The organism is Melioribacteraceae bacterium (genome assembly GCA_019638015.1).
Lineage (GTDB): Bacteria > Bacteroidota > Ignavibacteria > Ignavibacteriales > Melioribacteraceae > JAHBUP01.
In genome coordinates this window covers 3,125,565-3,147,951 of record JAHBUP010000001.1, presented here as the reverse complement: position 1 = coordinate 3,147,951, position 22,387 = coordinate 3,125,565, and the positions used below count along the sequence as shown (strand labels likewise).

General features: G+C 36.0%; 10 protein-coding genes. All 10 read left to right on the top strand.

The annotated features are described in order from the left end of the window. Positions 1-62 precede the first annotated feature (62 nt). The 10 genes from KF816_13500 to KF816_13455 all read left to right on the top strand — a co-directional run bounded on the left by KF816_13500 (position 63) and on the right by KF816_13455 (position 22,147). On the top strand, positions 63-3,137 hold the full coding sequence (locus tag KF816_13500; GenBank protein ID MBX3009028.1) for a carboxypeptidase-like regulatory domain-containing protein: 3,075 nt from the start codon (positions 63-65) through the stop codon (positions 3,135-3,137). A gap of 58 nt (positions 3,138-3,195) precedes the next feature. After that, on the top strand, positions 3,196-4,995 hold the full coding sequence (locus KF816_13495; protein MBX3009027.1) for a T9SS type A sorting domain-containing protein: 1,800 nt from the start codon (positions 3,196-3,198) through the stop codon (positions 4,993-4,995). A gap of 197 nt (positions 4,996-5,192) precedes the next feature. Next, entirely contained in the window at positions 5,193-9,518 is a 4,326-nt protein-coding gene (locus KF816_13490) for a T9SS type A sorting domain-containing protein (protein ID MBX3009026.1), read from the top strand. Positions 9,519-9,721: 203 nt separating this feature from the next. Further along, the gene (locus KF816_13485) at positions 9,722-10,861 is read left to right on the top strand and encodes a DNA-binding transcriptional regulator (GenBank protein ID MBX3009025.1); all 1,140 of its coding nucleotides are present in this window, start codon (positions 9,722-9,724) and stop codon (positions 10,859-10,861) included. A gap of 155 nt (positions 10,862-11,016) precedes the next feature. Further along, positions 11,017-12,048 carry a T9SS type A sorting domain-containing protein gene (locus KF816_13480; GenBank protein MBX3009024.1) on the top strand — a complete coding sequence of 344 codons (1,032 nt, stop codon included), beginning with the start codon at positions 11,017-11,019 and terminating at the stop codon, positions 12,046-12,048. A gap of 74 nt (positions 12,049-12,122) precedes the next feature. Next, positions 12,123-14,354: a family 43 glycosylhydrolase gene (locus KF816_13475; protein ID MBX3009023.1), complete on the top strand. Its 2,232-nt coding sequence runs from the start codon at positions 12,123-12,125 to the stop codon at positions 14,352-14,354. Between the two features lie 49 nt (positions 14,355-14,403). Then, complete coding sequence (locus KF816_13470; protein ID MBX3009022.1) at positions 14,404-17,136, top strand: DUF4982 domain-containing protein; 2,733 nt, start codon at positions 14,404-14,406, stop codon at positions 17,134-17,136. A gap of 117 nt (positions 17,137-17,253) precedes the next feature. Continuing rightward, positions 17,254-18,414, top strand: coding sequence for a T9SS type A sorting domain-containing protein (locus KF816_13465; protein ID MBX3009021.1), 1,161 nt, complete (start codon positions 17,254-17,256; stop codon positions 18,412-18,414). Between the two features lie 94 nt (positions 18,415-18,508). Continuing rightward, positions 18,509-20,380, top strand: a complete 1,872-nt coding sequence (locus tag KF816_13460; protein MBX3009020.1) for a T9SS type A sorting domain-containing protein — start codon at positions 18,509-18,511, stop codon at positions 20,378-20,380. 30 nt (positions 20,381-20,410) lie between these two features. Then, positions 20,411-22,147 (top strand): endo-1,4-beta-xylanase, encoded by a 1,737-nt coding sequence (locus KF816_13455; protein ID MBX3009019.1) that lies wholly within the window; start codon positions 20,411-20,413, stop codon positions 22,145-22,147. The last annotated feature ends 240 nt before the right edge of the window (positions 22,148-22,387 follow it).

Below are 22,387 nucleotides of genomic sequence, written 5' to 3'. Positions count from 1 at the left end.
AATGATAACAACTATTCAAATAAGAGATTAAATAAATAAGTGATGAAATAATAGGAGGCAAAATGTTCTTTAAATACCGATTAGGTAGATTTTTAAGTTGTTGCTTGTTCATTGTACTTTTGGTTTCTCAAACTCTGTTAGCACAGGGACAAGCTACCGGTGGTATTACCGGTAAAGTGTTTGATAAATCAACAAAAGAGAGACTGCCCTTCGCGAACGTAATGGTTAAAGGTACCAATATAGGTACTGCCTGTGATCTCGATGGCAACTATGTTCTTCGTAACATCCCCGCTGGTAAAAGAATTATAGACGTAATGTATCTAGGTTATGTAACAGTCAGTATGGAATTAGATATTCCTGCCGGCAGATTACTACAACAAGATTTTGCTCTCGTTTATACAACCATTGAAGGGGAAGAAGTAGTTATTACTGCTCAGGCTCAGGGCCAAGTAACTGCAATTCAACAGCAGCTAACCTCCGACAATATTGCTAATTATGTTTCTGAAGCAAAAATTCAACAATTACCCGATTTTAACGCTGCATCCGCACTAAGCCGTTTACCCGGTGTTTCTACTACACAAAGTTCTGGTGAGGATAATAAAGTAGTAATTCGTGGTTTGTCCCCTCAATATAATGCTATTGAAATTGAAGGAGTTAGACTATCCGCAACCGGTAGTTCGCAAATAGGTTTATCTTCAAATCCAAATTCTGGCAGCAGTGGTGTAAACAATGATAGAAGCGTTGATCTTACAATGGTTTCTCCCTATATGATTAGAATGATTGCAGTTTATAAGTCACTTACTCCCGATATGAACGCAAACTCAATTGGCGGTACAGTTAATATGGAGTTGAGAGAAGCTCCTCAAGATCTTCATTATGAACTTATGTACCAACAGGGATATACTGCAAAGAGTAAAACCTTGAGTAATTACCGAACAGTAGCATCTCTTAGTAACCGGTTTTTTGATAATGCCCTCGGTATTTATGGACTGGTTAATGCCGAATCATATGACAGAAATTCAGATAACATGAGTGCTGGTTATAATCTCGCGGGTGAACAAGTGCTAATAGATCCAACAACTGGTTTTCGTCCTGTTAAAGTGAGTAGTGTTTCATTTAACCGTCACTTGGAAACCAGAGAGCGTTATGGCGCAAATTTAATTCTCGATTATTCTATTCCAAATGGTTCATTGAAACTTGTAAACATGCTTGCAAGAATTAAATCAATATTTACTGAACATCGTCAAACAATTAATTATGATGCTGGAAGAATGGAATGGCAGTTGAGAGATGGTGAAAATTATACCGATCAACGTATGCATTCTCTTAAATTAGATTATGATATGGGTTTTGTAAACGCGGATTTATCTGTGAGCTTTACTTCCTCTGGTAATAAATTGGATAAATCTCCTGTAATAAATTTTAATCAAGTTGATGCGTTACAATCGGGTGTTCCTCGCGATAATAGAGTACCAGAAGATTTAACTTATCTGCTTACAAAATATAAAGGTGATAATAACGTTGTACTTAGAAGTGCGGATCTTTTTACAAATGATTATAAAGAATCAAAATATACTTATAAGGCCGACTTTGAATTCCCATTCAATTTCAGTGATGATTTTGGAGGATTCTTTAAAGTGGGCGGTCAGATTTATAATCAAGATAATAGTACTGATCAAGAAACTCCATATTTAGGTTTTAATGGTAGTGCTACTGGTTCTGGAACAGATATACAATCAATTTTAATGAGAGGTGTTAAGGATCAATTTGGAATTTCCACTGATGCCTTAGGAAACTTAATTGGAACCAGTTTTAAGAATTCCGATTCAAAACTTTTTGATCCATTCCTCAATAACACTTACGGTGGGATTTTTTATGTATCTAATCCTGGTTTAATGAAAGATATTCTTAATTATATTGTTGGAAACCCTGCTTACGATGCTTCAAATACGCAGGTAAGTTCAGGTGCTCAGGGTGGTTGGTATGATGGACTCTACCAGAAGCTTACAAATGATTATAAATATAAAGAAAATTATTATGCTACCTACGCTATGGCAAAGATTAATTGGTTGGACTTTATGCTTATCGGCGGTGTGCGCTACGAAAAAGTTGAGACTGATTATTTTGCTTACAATGCAAGAGATATGAGAAATGCTCAACAACAAAAAATGTATGACACTACTTCAGTTAAACAAAATGAATTTGTTCTTCCAATGTTTCAAATTAAATATAGTCCCTTTAGCTGGATGGATGTTCGTTATGCTTATACACAAACTCTTGCAAGACCAAATTATACTTCGATCAGTCCCAAATTCACAATTACTCAAGGTTCACCTGGTACAGTTTACTCCGGAAATCCTGACTTAAAACCAGCTCAGGCATTTAGTCATGATCTTAACTTCACATTCTTTTCAAATAAATTAGGATTATTTACTGTCGGTGGGTTTTATAAAACTTTAAAAAACTTTGTTTATACTGCAACTTATCAGTTGGATGCCGCACAAAGAGCCAATATCGACAATATTAAAAATTATACAATTGTACGTGATGGACAGAATGTGGTAATTCCTTTCGCCAATGCAAATATTGTTAAACCATATAACAATCCATTCGACGCTACAGTGAAGGGATTAGAGTTTGACTTCCAGCATAACTTGTGGTACATGCCTTCACCTTTTAATTACGTTGTCTTTGGTATTAACTATGCTCGAATAGCATCTGAAGCAAAATATCCATTCTATGATGTTAAAGTTGTTGTTGTGGGACGTGACCGAATAGCTACTCTTGTTGACAGTGCTTCTACCGGAAGACTTATCGATCAGCCAAATCATGTATTGAACACTTACATTGGTTATGATTATGAAGGTTTCTCAACAAGACTCTCACTCGTTTTCCAAGCCAATCGTGCTATTGGTAATGGTGGTAGATATCCGGAAAATGATTCATACACTAAAGATTATGTAAGATTTGATTTTTCAGCAAGACAAAGACTTCCGTTTTTCAATATGGAATTATTCTTGGATGTTTCAAATCTTAATGGTGCTAATACAACATCAATACATAGATCTACTCAAGGATTTACAGGTGTGCAGAATTATGGATTGACGGCAAACCTTGGTGTTAGGGTTAGATATTGATATATAATAATTTTAAAACTATATCGTTTATAGTCATTAATAATAGGAGGAGTAAGTTATGAGGCAATTATTATTATTTGTTTTAATAGTTGTGTTTTTTGTAGGAAATATATCAGCTCAAAAGGATACCGTACATGTTAAGGGTTTCTATGAAGCCGGTGTGTATGGTACTTTAAACGAGGCAATTGATAAAGCGAAAGCCGACGGTACAATTAATAAGACCGTTTTTAAATTGAAATCTTATGAGGCATATGTTTTAAGTAGAAGTATCTACATGGATCATGGCCAGAATCTTGAAATTGTTGCTCCTAAACCGGGCAAAGATCAAAATTCTGCCCCTCCTCAAATTCTGTGGACAGAGGAAGGAATTGACAGAGCATATATTATCCAAACTTATGGTGATGTAATTATGAAAAACGTTTGGGTTCGTTATGCCGATTTCTTGGGAAATCAAGTTAGCTCTTCAATAGCATTCGAAAATCAAACAGCCGCAAACGATCCAGAAATTGGATATTTTGATGGAGTACTTTTTGATTATGCGCCTATTGGTGCTGAAGCATCCGGTGCTGTGTGCGTTAAAGCAGATCATTTTCAAGGTGAATTTTATAATTGCTATTGGAGAAATAATTCAGATGTTCACTTCCGTTACTATGGACGTGCAGTATCATTCCCATATCAAAGTTCTGGATGGCATTACGATAAATTAATTTTTGAAAATTGTACTTTTTCCAATCTTGCAAGAATTGTGATGCAAGAAGGAAATGAATATGGCAGCAACATTCATATCAATCACTGTACATTAATTAATTCTATCGAATGGCCATGGCAATCTGCAGGCTGGTTAGAAACAGCGTCAATTACTAATTCCATTTTTGTTAATCCATTCATGATTGGACACAGAGCGTTGGATGTTTGTACTGCAAGCCAAACTTATTCTGATTATGAAAAAGGATTATGTAGACCTCCAGGCGGCGGCTTGATAAATGGAATAACTCCGGTTGATTCTTTTGGTTTTAAGGTTAATTTCACCGATTTCGACCGTAAATTGTTTATCGGAAATAATGTTTATATGTATCAAGATTGGTTGAAGAAGTGGTTTGTAGAATGTCCATGGGCAAAAGCTAAAATTCAGGCTAGATTAAAAGTTGATATTTATAATCCATCTCCAATGCTTGGTCAAGCTGAAATAGATTTTATCGATTCCGTTGACGCAAATGGTAAAAAAGTATTCAATAAATTAAATGTAGATTGGTCCACAATATTCTATGAAGACCCTAATTTTATTGTTGCTCCAACAAATATTGATACTTTAAAACTTTTTATTGAAGCAAAATGGAATAATAACGCAGATTTTAATTGGGCTTATATGCCAAATGCAGGCTTTAAGCAACAATGGCCTTTACCAGAAAATTTAGCTTATACTAACACAAAATATTTGACTGCCGCAATGGGCGGATTCCCATTAGGCGATTTGAATTGGTTCCCAGAGAAAAAAGCTCAGTGGGCAGCACAAAGAACCGCTGAATGGGCTACAATTAATAATTGGCTTAATAATGGCCTAGTTAGTGTTGAAGAAGTTCCGGGTGTTCTCCCAACCGAATTTGATCTAAAACAAAATTTCCCAAATCCATTTAACCCTATGACTAACATTGAATACTCTATTCCTGTTACAGGTAATGTTTCATTAAAAGTATTTAATACACTTGGACAGGAAATTGCAACAATCGTTGATGGTAATCAATTAGCCGGTACTTATGTAGCAAAATTTGATGGTTCAAGATTAGCAAGTGGTGTTTATTTGTACCGCTTGGAATCTGGAAATATATCGATAACTAAAAAATTCGTCTTAATGAAGTAAAAATAATTATAGAGAATGTCTCAAACATAGGATTGAGACATTCTCAAAATTTTAAAATAGCAGCAATTAATTTTCAAGTTTGGGAGGTGATATTAGAAAGGTAAGTTTTTTCTCTTATAAAAATTATGTTGTAATCAGTAAATGAAGTATGAGAGGTTGAGAAACAACTTCTTTAATTTTTTTAACATGGAGGCAAAATGAAAAGGTTTGTTCTTTTTTCTACTACACTGTTTTGTTTTCTCTTTTTACTGGCCAGTGGTAGTGTCCTCAAAGCCCAAAATGCACCTGTAAAACTGTGGGATTTTGAGAAGGATTTTGACGGTTGGTACTTTACTCCGGAGGGAGGTACAGTACTTTTAAGCACTGAGAAAGCAACCACCGGCAAAAGATCGGTGAAATTTATTGGTGTCAATAATAGCATTGAAGCTAATTTTATGAATGACACTCATAAAGATTTTAAAGAGGGTGACATTGTTAAATTTAAGGTATGGCTTTCAGCCGCAGATTTAGCTTATGTCAATGGGTTACAAATATTTTGGCAGACAGGCGCTGGCTGGACATGGAATTCAAAATGGTTCGGCGCAGCATCATTAAAAGGGGATGATTGGAATACTCTGGATCTAGTGATGCCGGCTCTTACCGCGCCATTTCAAAGAATAGGTGTTCAGTTGTTATTGCAAGCAGGCAACGAGGCAAAAGTGCCTGTAATGTATATTGATGAAATTTCTATTAGCAGACCTATTGGTGAATATTATTGGACAGAAAATTGGAATGATGATACAATCGAAGGAAGATTAACTGGTACTACCAGTGATGCTCCTACAACTCTTAAAGATGTAAATACTGCTACTGGGGTTTGGCAAGCAATTTACGCTATTCGTGGTGGTTCAAACCAATGTGACGGTACCGGACGTACACTTCGTTTATTAAGTACTTCAAACAGACCACAAGGTGGTGCCGCTGTTACACCTGCAGTATATGGTGGTATTGGCGTTGTTAAATTTGTTGAAGGAAGAGGCGGTACAAATAGAGTAATTAAAGTGTCCAAATCGCGCGATAATGGCGCTACATGGATGGATGTAAAAACCATTAATGGAACTACCAAATGTGAACAGATTTTGGTTGAAGTAAATGATGGAAGAGCAAATAAGCTTAAATTCCAAAATATGAGCACAGGTGATGTTGATATTGATAATATTACTTTCAATACTTATGAAGATGCTCTACCTCCATTTATAGTATCAAAATGGGGCAAAGCTTCATCAGGCGGTCCTTGGCCAATATTGAACACCGCTTCTACTCCTGCCGGAAATGCTAGCATGGGTGATGGCAAAACTTCTACAGGTTGGTCAACACTTCGTGGTCAATTCCCGGAACTACAAGCTACTACAAGTAAGGCAGTAGTAGTAACCGGAAAATTACAATTAATAGGCGGTGGCGGTGAAAATGCTTATACACATTTACGTTATGCATTAGAATTTCAAGATGGCACAACTTTAATTAATCCACTTACAGAGACTGCTCAATGGACAAGCACAGCAGGTTTCTATGGTTATGGATTCCATCCAAGAAGTGGTACTGGCACGATGTCTAATGCAAGAGGCGGAGCAGGAACATTGTGGTTAATTGATGGTGGTGGATTTAACAGCGGCTGGGGCGGCAATAACACTGCTGCTGTTGGTGCGGATGAATCGACAGCTCTAATTGAGCAGGCTCCTCGTAATGCCCAAATGATTGAAGGTACTTATAATTTTGCAATTTCTGTTAAAATGATTACAGCTACAACTGCCGAAGTTAGATGGTATTTAGTTGAAGAAAATAATAAGTACTGGTTTGGCGGTACTAAAGTTGTTAAAGCTAAAACAGATAAATTTAACGGTATCAGCTTCGGTGTAAATAATGATAGCAAAGCAACAATGTTTAGTGTTATGTCAGTTAAAGCTGATCTTGGAGAACAAATCACAGTACCGGAAGCTCCATGGCAGGCATTCTATGTAAGTAAGTGGGGTAAATCCTCAGCAGGCGGTCCATGGCCAATAAAGAATAATGCCGAAACATTAGTTGGCGACGCAAGCATGGGTGATGGAAAACCATCAACTGGTTGGTCAACCCTAAGTGGTGGATTTGAAGAAGCATTGCCATTAAAGACAAATAAAGAACTTATCGTAAAAGGTCAGTTACAGTATGTAGGCGGTGGCGGTGGAGATGCATATACTCATCTACGCTATGCTTTGACCTTCCAGGATAGTGTTACATTAAAGGATGCATTAACAGAAAATGCCCAATGGTCAAGTACAAAGGGATTCTATGGCTACAGCTTCCATCCAAGAACCGGTAATGGAACAATGTCTAACGCAAGAGGTGGAGCCGGAACATTATGGTTAGTAAATGGCGGCGGATTCCATAGCGGCTGGGGTGGTAATAATACAGCTCAAGTGGGAAGCAAAGGAAATACAGTAGGAATAGAACAAGCACCACGCAATGCTCAAATGGTTGCTGGAACATATAATTTCGCTATTTCGGTAAAGAGCATAAATGACACCACAAACCAAATAAAATGGTACTTAGTTGAAGAAGGCAATAAATATTGGTTTGGTGGAACAGAATTAGTGAAGTCAATCACCAAGAAATTCAACGCAATTAATTTTGGTGTAAATAATGATAATACAATAACCCAATTTAATGTACTTGAAGTAATGGTGGATTATGGAACGATTACAGTACCAGAAGCACCATGGCAGGCATATTACGTTGATAAATGGGGTAAATCTTCAGCAGGCGGTCCATGGCCAATTAAGAATAACGCAGAAACATTAGTTGGCGACGCAAGCATGGGAGATGGAAAAACATCGACGGGCTGGTCAACATTAAGCGGTGGATTTGGACAAGCATTACCACTGAAAAAAGATAAAGAGCTAATTGTAAAAGGTCAGATGCAATTAGTTGGCGGTGGCGGTGGAGATGCATATACACATCTACGTTATGGAATAACTTTCCAGGATAGTGTTACATTAAAGGATGCATTAACTGAAAATGCCCAATGGTCAAGTACAAAGGGATTCTATGGTTATAGTTTCCATCCAAGAAGTGGAAATGCAACAATGTCTAACGCAAGAGGTGGAGCCGGTACAGTTTGGTTAGTAGATGGTGGTGGATTCCACAGTGGCTGGGGTGGTAATAACACGGCCCAGGTTGGTGTTAATGGAAATACTTTAGGCATTGACCAAATTCCACGAAATGCTGAAATGATAGCTGGTACATATAATTTTGCTATCTCAATTAAAATGGTAAATGATACATCAAGCATAGTTAAATGGTATTTAATTGAAGAAAACAATAAGTACTATTTTGGTGGAACTGAAACTTTAAAATCCAAAACTAATAAGTACAACGCAATCAGTTTTGGTGTTAATAATGATAGCAAAGCCACTATGTTTAATGTTTTAGAAGTTATGGTTGATTATGGAACTCTTGTAGTACCTGACGCTCCATTTGAACCATTCTATGTTGGAGATTGGGGATTTATCGGAAACAGATCAGGCGGATGGACTCTGACACCTGGTGAATTAACTGGTGACGTTGCAATCTCCGGTACAGCAGCACCAACTGGTTGGTCAGCTATTCGAGGTGGTTTTGTAAGCCCAGTTAAACCAACTGTAGAAAAACCAATGGTTGTTACAGGAAAGATGGAACTTCAAGGTGGTGGATTTGAAGCTTGGAGTTCATTGCGTTTAGGTTTATTCACAAGTGATAGCGCCGGTACTGTTACAAATAATGCATGGTCTGGTTTAGAAAGAGCACATTCAGGTTACTTATTTATTCCTCATAGCGGTTCAAATGATTTAACAAATTGGACTGGTCCTGCTCAATTAGGTACTGTTGGTGCTGTTGTAAATGGAACATGGATTAGCACAGCTGGTGCATCAAATTATGTTCTTACAAATAAAAAACAAAAGGGCGGAGCGGTTGGATCTGCCGGAAAATATAATTTCGCATTCTCAATCGGTCCTAAATCAGATGGCTCGAATGAAGTTAGATATTATATTTATAAAGAAGATAAGAGCTACAGCTTTGGTGGAATTGTGATTGATAATCGTAATCCTATCGTTACTAAAGTATTCAACAGCTTTAATATTGGTTTGAATACTAATGCTAATACGAGAGCTCTTAAAATTACAGATCTCTATGTTAACTTAGATAAACATATCACCATTCCTGAAGATGTATTATCGGTTAAAGCTCAGGATGGAGAAATTCCAACTCAATACAATTTGAGCCAAAATTATCCTAACCCATTCAACCCATCTACTACTATCGATTTTGCACTCCCAAAGAATGGGCATGTAAGTCTTGTAGTTTATGACGTATTGGGAAGAGAAGTAGCTAACTTGGTTCAAGGCGAATTTTCAGCTGGTAACTATAAAGTTAACTTTGATGCATCAAATCTTTCTTCAGGAATTTATTTCTACAAACTACAGTCTGAAGAATTTGTTTCTATTAAGAAACTTATGCTTCTCAAGTAATTATAAGTTCGATTGTGCTGATCAGTAAATTTCTGATTGGCATAATCAACTGGTTCTTAGCAATAATGCAGCCTGTCCTGAGTTATTGGGACAGGCTGTTTTTTCAAGTAGAGAGACTAATGTTTGATATAATGAATAGAACGAAAGGATTTAACGCTCGAATAAATAAATGGATATAGATAATTATAGATAGTGTATTTCAGATGAAAAAAATAGTATTACTAATTGAAACATCACGCGAGTTTGGCAGACAGCTCATTAATGGGGTTGCTCGCTATTCAAGAATTAACGGTCCTTGGTCTTTCTTTAAAGAACAAACCGGGTTAAAAACTTCAATACCTCGGTTAACCAGCTGGAAGCCTGATGGAATTATAATGCGAAATTCCATGATTAAACAGGAATTACTAAAACTAAAAATCCCTACAATTCTAGCTTTGCACGATAAAACTTCACATCCAAAATTACCAGTTATTAAAACCGATTCACAAGCTATTGCAAAAATGGCTAGTGAACATTTTAGAGATAAAGGATTTAAGAATTTTGCATTCTGCGGTTTTGATATTTTTGAATGGTCTAACGAAAGAAAATTATTTTTTACTAAATATAATAATGAAGCCGGTTTCACAACTCATCTTTATGATTCATCAAAAAAATTACAAAGTCAAGATTGGGAAGTGGAACAAAGGCATGTGATAGAATGGCTTAAATCGATCCCGAAACCGGTTGCTTTAATGGCATGCAACGATGATAGAGGACAGCATATACTTGAGGTTTGTAAATTAATTGGACTTAAAGTACCGGATGACGTTTCTGTAATAGGAGTTGATAATGATCCAATGATTTGTGAAATCGGGGATCCTCCTCTTACAAGTATTGCTCTTGACGTTGAATCGGCGGGATATAATTCCGCAAAACTTCTAAATGATCTTTTATCGGGTACAAAGATGAATGGTCAGCAGATAATAGTCTCTCCAACTCACATTGTTCAACGGCAATCTTCAGATATTTTTGCAGTTAATGATCCGGAAATTACTAAAGCCCTTAAATTTATTAGGGAAAATGCTAAATCAAAAATTTGTGTGAAAGAGGTTGTTAACAGCACTTGTTTAAGCAGACGTATATTGGAGAAGAGATTTAGAGACATTTTGCACAGATCGATTTATGATGAAATTAGGCGTAGAAGAGTGGATTTAATAACTAAATTTTTAATTGAAACAGATCTGCCTATCGCTGAAATCACCTCACTTTTTACCTTTACCGATGCTGAACACATCTCCCGATACTTCAAAAAAGAAAAAGGGATGGGATTGCGCGAATTTCGAAAATTGCACCAGCCCTGCTAATTTTTCAGTAGCGCAAATTGGTTAACGATTAGCTAAAAGTGGCTTTCATTTATCTGGTTAGGATTTTAATATAGGTTAAATCATTTATTGAATGAATCAAAACACATTACTTTTTAACCTAATGTAAATCCACAATAATTAAACGGATATAAATTATGAAAATGAGAACTAATTTGTTTTTTACTTACATACTTGCAGCTCTGCTTTTCACCAACTTGACTGCCCAGGTTAATCCTGGCGATAAAAATTTAATTCATTCGTGGAAGTTTGATGATGGTACTGCCAATGATCATGTAGGAAAATTAGCAGGAATATTGAAGGGATCAGCAAAAATATCGAATGGTGCATTGAACACCACCGAGCCGAATTCATGGCTGGAATTGCCAGCCGGTAAAATTGCTATAAATGAATTAAACGAAGTTACAATCGAAGCGTGGTTCAGACCACTCGCTAATGGAAACACCAATTTTCACATGCTTGCTTTTTTTGGCAATACCCAAAATGCGATTGGTGTTAATTACTTTTTTATGACTCCTGCCCGGCTTGATGATGTGAGCCGAGCAGCAATTTCATGTGATGACGTCTCAACTCCCTGGTCAGCTGAAACGGGAGTAAATGGACCTGAATTTGATGATGGGAAGATTCATCATATGGTTGCTACTTTAAATGCAACTGAAATTTCTTTTTATACCGATGGTGAACTGAAGGGAACGAGTTTATTGGCTTCCAATAATAGTATTAAAAAAATACATCCAATTTTTGCTTACCTTGCAAAAAGTGGATACACTGATGATGCTGTTTGGAAGGGAGAAATATTCGAGTTTAATATTTTTAATAAAGCTTTATCTTCTGAGGAAGTATTGTATCTATTTAAGAATGGCGCGGTTTCTACGAGTATTGATGAAAATTTAAATTTGTTGCCCGAAGAATTTAGCTTAATGCAAAACTATCCGAATCCATTTAATCCATCAACCTCAATTTCATTCAGCATACCAGAAAATTCATTTGTCTCACTAAAAATTTATAACAGTATTGGACAAGAAATTGCTGAGTTAGCCGGTAAAGATTACACAGTTGGTACACATTACGTAAAATTTAATGCTGAAAATCTTTCCAGTGGAGTTTATTACTATACCGTTAGAGCAGGAAATAATTCTATAACTAAAAAAATGATTCTAACGAAATAACCTGATTTTGAAATAAAATTTACATATGATTTAATAAATATTTTTCTTATTGATTTATAAATAAAAGGGTAATAATGAAACGCTTACTCATAATTTTATCATTCTTCTTGCTGATTAGTAGTTACAACGCGCAATCTATTTCTACTTTCATGAATCCGGTTATTCCCGGTGATCACCCCGATTGTACATTAACCAGGATCGGAGATTATTTTTATACCACAGGTTCATCATTTAGTATGACACCTAAAATTTACCGTTCAACCGATTTGGTGCATTGGGAAGTTGTTTCTCAGCCGGTTAGCAATTCATGGTCAAATTTTGGCAGCAATCCAACAGATGGAATTTGGGGAGGACATGTTGTTTTCTACAATAATAAGTACTGGCACTTTTTTGGAAGATCTGGAACAATGTATTTTGTTACAGCTGATAAAGTTGAAGGACCGTGGAGTTCACCGGTCGCAATGACTCGCCCAGCTGGGATAACTGGATTAGGAATGGATAATTCAATTTTTATTGATGATGATGGGAAATGGTATTTGCTCGCTAAACATGGTCAACCCGGTAACTGGATTATTGAGCTCGGAATAAATGGACAACCAAACGGTCGAGTTTATGATTTAACATGGATTAATCCAGCTCCAAATTATCCCTTCTCCTGGGCTGAAGGTCCGGTGATGTGGAAATATAAAGGTTATTATTTTTATTCTTTTGCGAGAAATCTAGCCGGTGGTCAGTATGTATTTAGAAGTACTACTCTTACTGGTGATAAATCTGCCTGGGAAAATTTAGGTGATTTATTTGGCAGTGTTTCAGCACCAACTGTATTCCCCGGACCAAATCACAATTCACCTGCTGTAATTTTGGATGACAGCACTTCATGGATCATGTATCATTCATATTCTACTAACGAATGGCAAGCGCAGGGAAGACAAGGATTGATGAGTCAAGTTAAATATAATCAATCAATGAAGCCCATTGTTGATTTCCCTGTAAATTTACCTATGACCGCTCCAAAACTTCCAAATACCAATAATATTCCCTGGATGGTTCCTAAATCAGATTTTTTTGAATCTGATAAATTAAATCCGGAATGGTCACGGCTCGGATATTCCCCGCAAATGAATTATTCATTGACTGAAAGACCCGGCTGGTTAAGATTACTCCCCAGAAATAAACATAATACAATTACAAAGAATGACGCCGAACATAATTATGCTCTTATAACTCGCGTGGATTTTGAACCAACCTTATCTACTCATGAAGCGGGGATAAGAATTATGAATGGTTTGCAGACTCTTCACGCAAGATTATATAGTACTCTTGATGGTGCCGGTAAACTAGCTGTCAAATTCCAGTTCGATAGAACCTCGCATGAGGTTGAAAATAATTTTGGAAATGTAGTCTGGTTAAAAATTGTAAGAGAAAACCATTTGCTTTCAGGTTATTTCAGTAATGATGGTAAAAAGTGGACTCAAGTTGGAAGTAGTATAAATGTGGCATCTATGGATGGCCCACAACCGGATTATAATGCGTTCACGGGAAATAGACAAGGTTTGTATGTAATTGGCAAGCAAGCTGATTTTGATTTCTACATCTACCGAGATGCGTATACTCCAATAATGGCGAGTATTCCGGCAAATCAATTCGGTACAAAATTATCGGGTGCTGATATACTCGATGAAATTCATAATACTGATTGGGCAATGTTCGCGGGAGTAGAATTTGGGAATGATAATTATCTGAGAATGCCGGATTCAGTTGTTGTTAATGCCGCTTCCACTTCAAGCGGAGGAAAAATTGAATTTTGGATTGACTCTTTTGATAATGGAACGAAAATAGGTGAGATTAATATTGAAAACACTGGGGACTTGAGAACATTTAAAGATTTTCGTGTTAATGTTCAAAAGGTTTTGGGAAGGCACGATTTGTATCTAAAATTTTTAGGCGCGCCAGGTGAAAAATTATTCCGCATTAAGACCTTTAATTTTATTTCTGCTGATGTAAGTACGAAAATGAAAGATGATAATAAAAACACATTTCCTTATTCATATTCTCTTGAACAGAATTTCCCCAATCCTTTTAATCCGGCAACTCAAATCAATTATCAAGTAAAGAAAAGTTCATTCGTTACCATAAAGGTTTATAATCTCCTTGGACAATTAGTTGCTAATTTATTTGAGGGAACAGCTTCTCCCGGGACTTATTCAGTGAAATTTGATGGCGCTGATTTACCGAGTGGAATTTATCTATATCAAATGAATGCTGATAATTTTACCGACACAAAGAAATTTATGCTGTTGAAATAAAGTTGTAAAAAGTTAATTGTTAGATATTTATAAATATATGAAGGCGTAAATGAAAGTATTCATACTTGTTTTCGGTTTAGTTTTAATGTGCAGCTGTACTGTGCAATCACAGTTACAAAAAGTTACTACTGATGAAGTTCGTCAACGTATTTCGATAAATGATGACTGGCGGTTTTTTAAGTATGATTGGCTATCGAAAGGTGACGATTTAATATATGATGTACGCCCGGATGTTAAAGAATTTTCATGGGATCAGCCCGCAGATGCAAAACCTACGGAAGCCGAAAAAATTAAAACGGATCAATTAGTGCTAAAGCCATGGATTTTGCCAACCGGAAATGATTTTCTTAAAGATATTTCAAAACATTATAAACGCCCAAGTGGTAATCCAGGTCAAGATTTTCAATTCGTACAAAATAGTTTTGATGATAGATCATGGGAAATTGTAGATCTGCCACATGATTGGGCAATAAAAGGACCATTCCTAAAAGACTATAATTTAGAAGTTGGCGGGGGTATGGGACGATTGCCGAGCCCCGGTGTTGCCTGGTATAGAAAAGCGCTTCAGATATCTGAATCAGACGCTGGTAAATTATTTTTTTTAGATGTAGATGGTGCAATGTCATATGCAATGGTTTGGCTTAATGGAAATTTAGTTGGAGGATGGCCTTATGGATATGCATCATGGCGTGTTGATCTTACACCATATATAAAATTTGGAGAAGAAAACCAGCTTGCAATAAGATTAGATAATCCTCCAATTTCATCCCGATGGTATCCCGGTGGCGGACTTTACAGAAATGTTTGGTTAGTAAAAACCAATCCCATATATATTGGACAATGGGGAACTTACATCACGACAAGTGAAATCTCTAATTCCTCGGCAAAAGTTAATTTAGAATTAGAAATCAATAATAAATTAAATAGTGATGCTGATATAAAAATTGTTACAAAAATTTATGAACTAAACGATGAAGGAACCAAGACCGGTAATGAGGTAGCAGTTATTGATGATAAATTTGTTAAAATTTCTGCCGGAAAAAAAAGTAAGATAGATTGTTCTGTTACAATTAAGAATCCAAAACTTTGGGGTCCTCCACCAACTCAAATTCCTCATAGATATATTGCGGTAACGGCATTATTTGAAAACGAAAAACAAATTGACCAATATGAAACGTCATTCGGTATCCGTTCATTAAAATTTGATCCTAATTCGGGAATTTATGTAAATGATGAATTGATAAAAGTTAAAGGTGTAAATCAACATCATGATCTAGGCGCATTAGGAGCAGCAATTAATATTAGAGCAGCAGAACGTCAACTAGAAATTCTTCGAGAGATGGGATGCAACGCAATCCGGATGGCTCATAATCCCCCCGCTCCAGAATTATTAGAATTAACTGACCGGATGGGATTTTTAGTAGTTAACGAAGTGTTTGATTCTTGGGAAAGAAAAAAAACGCCACTCGATTTTCATTTAATATTTCCGGAATGGTATGAACAGGATTTACGCGCGATCATCAGAAGAGATAGGAATAATCCTTCAGTTATAATTTGGAGTTATGGAAATGAGGTTGGTGAACAGTATACAGATAAAGAGGGGGCAGAAATTGCTAGGCGATTACATAATATTATAAAAGAAGAAGATGCCTCTCGGCCAACAACATGCGCAATGAATTGGGCTAAACCAGATATGCCGATGCCAGCGGAAATGGATTTAATTAGTCTTAACTATCAAGGAGAGGGAATTCGGCAAGATCCGATGTTTGAAGGCACAAATCGAATACGGACTGCTCCTCAATATATTCCTTACCATGAAAAATTTCCTGATAAGGTAATACTCAGCAGTGAATCAGCATCAGCCGCAAGCAGTCGTGGTATTTATCTCTTCCCTGTAACACCCGATATGAGTTCACCTATTCGGGATGGAAGAGGAGGGGATTCAAAAATTAATCATGTTAGCTCTTATGAACTTTATGCTGTTGATTTTGGATCTTCTGCAGATAAAGTTTTTAGTGCTATCGAAAGACATCCATTTGTTGCCGGCGAAATTGTATGGAATGGTTTTGACTATTTAGGTGAACCAACTCCTTATTATGAATCAAGAAGTTCATACACAGGTATTATAGATCTGGCAGGTTTCAAAAAGGATCGTTTCTATTTATATCAAGCTCACTGGCGCCCCGATTTCCCGATGGCTCATATACTTCCTCACTGGAATTGGCCCGAAAGAATTGGTGAAGTTACTCCGGTACATGTATTCACATCAGGTGATTCAGCTGAATTATTCCTTAATGGAAAATCACTTGGTATTAAAAATAAAAAACAGTATGAATATCGCTTAAGGTGGGATGATGTTATATATGAACCAGGTGAATTAAAAGTAATAGCTTATAAGAATGGTGAGAATTGGGCGGAGAATTTTGTTAGAACCACTGGAAATCCAAAACGATTAGAACTTTCTGCTGATCGTAGTGAAATTATTTCCGATGGAAAAGATTTAGCTTTCATTACATTAAAAGTTATTGATGAAAATGGATTGACGGTTCCAATCGCTAATAATAATATTCAGTTCGAAATTGAAGGTGACGGAGAAATAGTTGCTACAGATAATGGTGATCCAAGTAATTTAATTCCTTTCCCATCTCATGAAAGGGAAGTATTCAGCGGATTAGCTTTAGTAATTATCCGCGCAAAAGCTGGTGGAACAGGCGCCATAACTGTAACAGCAAAATCAACAGGATTAATTGAAGCTAAAGTTATTGTTTATGCTAAGATGTAAAGCATAATTATCACCACTGTGCTGATTTTTATTCCAATACAACGGTTATAAAATATTTATATATAGTTTTAAACGCTGGTCGTAAATTTTAGAATACAGGTTTTTGGGAACTCGAAAATGAAATTAATGAAGTATAGTTTAATTGGATTATTCTTATTGACAATCGACGTTCTTTCACAAGATCAGAACTTTTATATCTTCCTCAGTTTTGGTCAATCAAATATGGAAGGTCAAGGAATAATTGCTGAACATGATAAAACTGTGGATGCTCGTTTTCAAGTAATGGAAGCTGTAACATGTTCGAATCTGAGAAGAACAATGGGTAAATGGTATACCGCTGTTCCTCCATTATGTAGATGTTACACTGGACTTTCGCCAACCGATTATTTTGGAAGAACCATGGTGGATAGTCTTCCCTCAAATATAAAAATTGGAGTTGTAAATGTTTCGGTAGCCGGTTGTAAAATTGAATTGTTCGACAAAGATAATTACCAATCATACGCATCAACAGCCGCATCTTGGATGAAAAATATTATTGCTGAGTATGGAGGAAATCCATATGGACGCTTGGTTGAAATCGCAAAGCTGGCTCAAAAAGATGGCATTATTAAAGGAATTTTACTGCATCAAGGTGAATCAAACACTGGAGATAATCAGTGGCCCTCAAAGGTTAAGAAGATTTATAACAACCTAATAGCAGACCTGGAACTTGATCCAGCAAAAGTACCTTTATTAGCGGGTGAAGTTGTACATGCAGATCAAGGGGGAGTTTGTGCCAGTATGAATTCTATCATAGCAAAACTTCCGCAAACTATTCCAAATTCTTATGTTATTTCTTCAAGCGGTTGTAAAGATACTACAGACAATCTTCATTTTAGCTCTGAAGGCTATAGAGAATTGGGAAAACGTTATGCAACCAAAATGCTTTCATTACTAAAAAAATCACTAACTTCAATTCAATCTCACGGATCGGAAATTGGTACTGATTATAAACTGGAACAGAATTATCCAAATCCCTTTAATCCGGTTACAAAAATAAAATATTCAATTCCATCATTTGTAGAGACGTCATATCCCGAAAAATCGGGACAAGTTATGACGTCACTACGTTTGTATGATATTTTAGGTAAAGAAGTGGCTGTTCTCGTGAATGAAAATCAATCACCGGGCAATCACGAGATAATGTTTGATGGAAGCAATTTGGCAAGCGGTATATATTTTTACAAACTGCTGAGCGGGGAGTATGCACAAACTAGAAAATTTGTACTAATTAAATAATCATACGTAAAGAAATTTGAAATAAGTATAAGTGAATATGATTACAAAAAAACTTAAAAAACCGTTAATAAGAATAAATTGTTATCCGTTCTTGATGATAATTTTATTTATAGTATTTACAGTTCAATTGAATGCTCAAACTGTTTCTTTAAAAGGAAGAGTTACTGCCGCAAGATACTCAATAGTCAACGCGTCGGTTACAGTGATTGATAATTCCGATACAACGAAGAAATTCTCCACGTTAACTGATAATACAGGAAATTACCAGATTGGCATTCCAACTTCAATTAGATCTGAAAATAATAATCTTCCAACAAAGTTTGAACTCGAGCAGAATTACCCAAATCCGTTTTCTAATTCTACCGCCATTCCCTACAATATTAAAGAGGAATCAGAGGTACAAGTAACTATTTATGATATTCTTGGAAGAGAAGTTAGAGTGATGAATGCGGGGGTGCAGAGAGTTGGAGCGCATAATTTATTGTGGGATGGAAGAAATAATTTTGGCCAAAGAGTTACGAGCGGAGTATATCTTTATCGTTTACATGCTGATGGTGAATCTCAAGTAAGAAAAATGATCCTTAATGAAAATAGTAAAGGGATAATATCAATACCCCGAAATTACTCTACTACCCCCCTTGAAAATGTTCGACTAAATAAAAGTACTATCTCGGAAGGAAGTTATACGATAAGGATTGGAAATGTATCTACCACTATGCCCATTATTATTTCACAAGAGTTTTATGATGTAAAAATTCAACGTGACACTACAATTAATTTCACAGTTAATTATATACCGCTTGAAACGGTAAACTTTTCTAATCTTCGCCAATTAATAAGAGGATTTGGTGCTGCTAATATTCTTCCCTGGCGACCAGATATGACAAGCTCGGAAATTGAAACAGCATTTGGCACTGGTGATACCCAACTTGGCTTTTCGATATTAAGGTTAATGGTTCAGCCAGATAGCAATCAATGGAGTATGAATGTAACTACTGCGAAAAAGGCGCACGAAAAAGGAGTCCTTATATTCGCTTCTCCTTGGAATGCTCCCCCTCGAATGACTGAGGTTATTAATGGTCAAACGAGAGTACGCTACGATATGTATAACGACTATGCTGATCACTTAAATGCTTATACAAGATTTATGTTGAGAAATGGTGTACCATTATATGCTATTTCTGTGCAAAATGAACCGGACTATGCAAATGAATGGACTGGCTGGACTGCTGATGAGATGCTTAGATTTATGAAAGAATATGCGCATAAGTTAGAAACTAGAGTTATGGCTCCGGAGTCTTTCCAGTTTAGAAAAAATATGTCCGATCCTATCCTAAATGATTCAATTGCATGTTCAAATTTAGATATTGTTGGGGGACATATTTATGGAGGGGGACTTGCATCATATCCTCTGGCTGAACAAAAAGGAAAAGAAGTTTGGATGACTGAGCATCTAAGCGGGGAAACCGGGCAGGCAAACGATTGGGCATGGGGCTTACCAGTTGCATCTGAAATGAACAACGTTATGAAAGCGGGTATGAATGCCTATGTGTGGTGGTATATTGTTAGGTTTTATGGACCTATAAGTGACGGTACAAATAACAGTGGCAATAAAGGTACAATTACCAAAAAGGGTTATGTAATGTCCCAGTTTTCTAAATTTATTCGTCCAGGTTATTACCGAGTAGAAAGTGCAGTCTATCCTCCCTTAGTAGGTTCCGGAGTTAGTACCACTTCATATATTGATCCGGCAACTTCAAAAGTAATTATTGTAGCCGTAAATACAAGTACAACTTCTAAAGAACATGCATTCAGAATTCAAAATGGAACAGTAAATAAAAAATTTACTCCCTACACAACTTCAGTCTCAAAAAATTGTGAAATGGGCTCGGAAATTAATGTAGCTGGTGATAATTTTATATTTACACTCGAACCTTCGAGCATTACAACTTTTGTATCAAACTAATATTTTATAATTATCTATAGGAAGTATTAAATGATTTTATCCAGGACTCACCGAACAAGAAAATTTTCAATTTTCTATACTTTAATTGCATTATTATTTGCTTTACAGATAAGCGCTCAAACTAATGTTCAAACAAATGTACCTGCTTTAAAAGAGGTATTTAAAAATGATTTTTATATTGGTTGTCTTTTATCTTATGCCCATATCGGTTTTTCAACTGATCCTTATGTTCAAGGGCAATCAAATATTGCTGATCCAAATGGCGGTTATTTAATTAAACATCACATGAACTCTATGAGTCCGGGCAACTGGATGAAAGCAACATATATTGTTGATATCAATGGTAGTGCCTCGGCTTATAATTCTGCATCTACACAGTCGGCAAAGGATTCAATTGATGTGAATCCAAAAGTTACTTTTAACGGGAATATAAAAGCTCAACTCAATTGGGCTAAGAGACAAGGATTTACATTCCGGGGTCATACTTTGGTGTGGCATAATCAACATCCGGGGACTGCATTTTTCCGTAAAGGATATACAAATAATGGTGAGAGATTATCAAAAGAGAAGATGATGCTGCGTATGGAAAATTATATTAAAGAAGTGATGAGAATACTACACGAAGGGTGGCCAGGATTATTGACTGCAATGGATGTAGTTAATGAGGCAGTTAATGATAATACAGGTACCGATAGAACCACAAATAATGAATGGTACACTACTTTTGGTGATAATAGCTTTATTATGAAGGCGTTTGAATTTGCAAGAAAATATTCTGTGCAATATGGTGAAACACAAATGAAACTTTACTACAATGATTATAATACTCATCAATCTGGAAAAGCTGACGGTATTGTGAGAATATGCAAACCAATTTTTGATGCGGGATTTTTGGATGGAATTGGAATGCAGGATCATGACCAATATAATTCACCAACAGCCGCGCAGTGGATTGCATCATATAATAAATTTGAGCCAATATGCACAGAAATGGCAGTTACTGAATTGGACGTAAAACCAAGTAGTGATAACTTAACAAGCACAGTACTAACCCAACAAGCAAATCAATATGGACAGCTAATTAAATGTTTTATGGATAGAAGTTATTTCTCAGGGCGTGGAAAAATTATTAGTGTAAGTAAAGATGGATTGAATGATGAATGGGCATTTGTAAAAAAAGCTTCATTATGGGATATTAATAATCAGTGTAAACCGGCTTACTATGAAGTAGTTAAGGTTGCTCAAAATTATAATTCACTAGATTCTCTGATTACTTTTACCGGTACTTTGATTAAAAACGAATACACAACCGAATCATGGGCGCAGTTTGAAACCGCTCTATTTGCTTCGCACGATGCTATGAATAAAAATTATAGTCATACAGTTTCCACCGGAGACGCGTTAGAAACTGCCAAATTAAATCTTAAAACTGCGATTGATTCTCTCGTTAAGAAATCAACCGGAATTGATGAAGCTAGGATGCCTAGTGATTATAACTTAAGCCAAAATTATCCTAATCCCTTTAATCCTGAAACCACAATCAGTTATCAATTACCGGCGGAAGGTTATGTATCTATAAAAGTTTATGATGTACTTGGTAATGAGGTTGCTGTTTTGGTGGATGAATTTAAGAGTGCTGGAAAGTATAATATTAATTTTGGAGTCAATCAGCTAAACAAACATGCCCAGCTTACGAGCGGAACCTATTTTTATCAGTTAAAGGTTAATAATTATTTAGAAACAAAAAAGTTTGTATTGTTGAAATAAAAAGCTTTTTTTAATGCAATGTTTTATAAAAAAATGTAACTTCATGGAGAATTTTTGAAACGGTTCAATGGTGAATTATATTCTTTAATAATTTCAATTTGGTTGTTTCGACTCTCAAAAAAGATTGCATTTCTTATTGGTTGTACGATTTAATGACAATAGCTTATTTAATGAAAATGAATGATCGAATAATAATACTGTAATAAGAGAATATTCATATTAGTAATAAAAATTTTTCTA

What these genes read in the sequence shown, in the direction of transcription:
- KF816_13500 (MBX3009028.1), top strand. Translation starts at nt 63, where the DNA reads ATGTTCTTTAAATACCGATTAGGTAGATTTTTAAGTTGTTGCTTGTTC.
- KF816_13495 (MBX3009027.1), top strand. Translation starts at nt 3,196, where the DNA reads ATGAGGCAATTATTATTATTTGTTTTAATAGTTGTGTTTTTTGTAGGA.
- KF816_13490 (MBX3009026.1), top strand. Translation starts at nt 5,193, where the DNA reads ATGAAAAGGTTTGTTCTTTTTTCTACTACACTGTTTTGTTTTCTCTTT.
- KF816_13485 (MBX3009025.1), top strand. Translation starts at nt 9,722, where the DNA reads ATGAAAAAAATAGTATTACTAATTGAAACATCACGCGAGTTTGGCAGA.
- KF816_13480 (MBX3009024.1), top strand. Translation starts at nt 11,017, where the DNA reads ATGAAAATGAGAACTAATTTGTTTTTTACTTACATACTTGCAGCTCTG.
- KF816_13475 (MBX3009023.1), top strand. Translation starts at nt 12,123, where the DNA reads ATGAAACGCTTACTCATAATTTTATCATTCTTCTTGCTGATTAGTAGT.
- KF816_13470 (MBX3009022.1), top strand. Translation starts at nt 14,404, where the DNA reads ATGAAAGTATTCATACTTGTTTTCGGTTTAGTTTTAATGTGCAGCTGT.
- KF816_13465 (MBX3009021.1), top strand. Translation starts at nt 17,254, where the DNA reads ATGAAATTAATGAAGTATAGTTTAATTGGATTATTCTTATTGACAATC.
- KF816_13460 (MBX3009020.1), top strand. Translation starts at nt 18,509, where the DNA reads ATGATAATTTTATTTATAGTATTTACAGTTCAATTGAATGCTCAAACT.
- KF816_13455 (MBX3009019.1), top strand. Translation starts at nt 20,411, where the DNA reads ATGATTTTATCCAGGACTCACCGAACAAGAAAATTTTCAATTTTCTAT.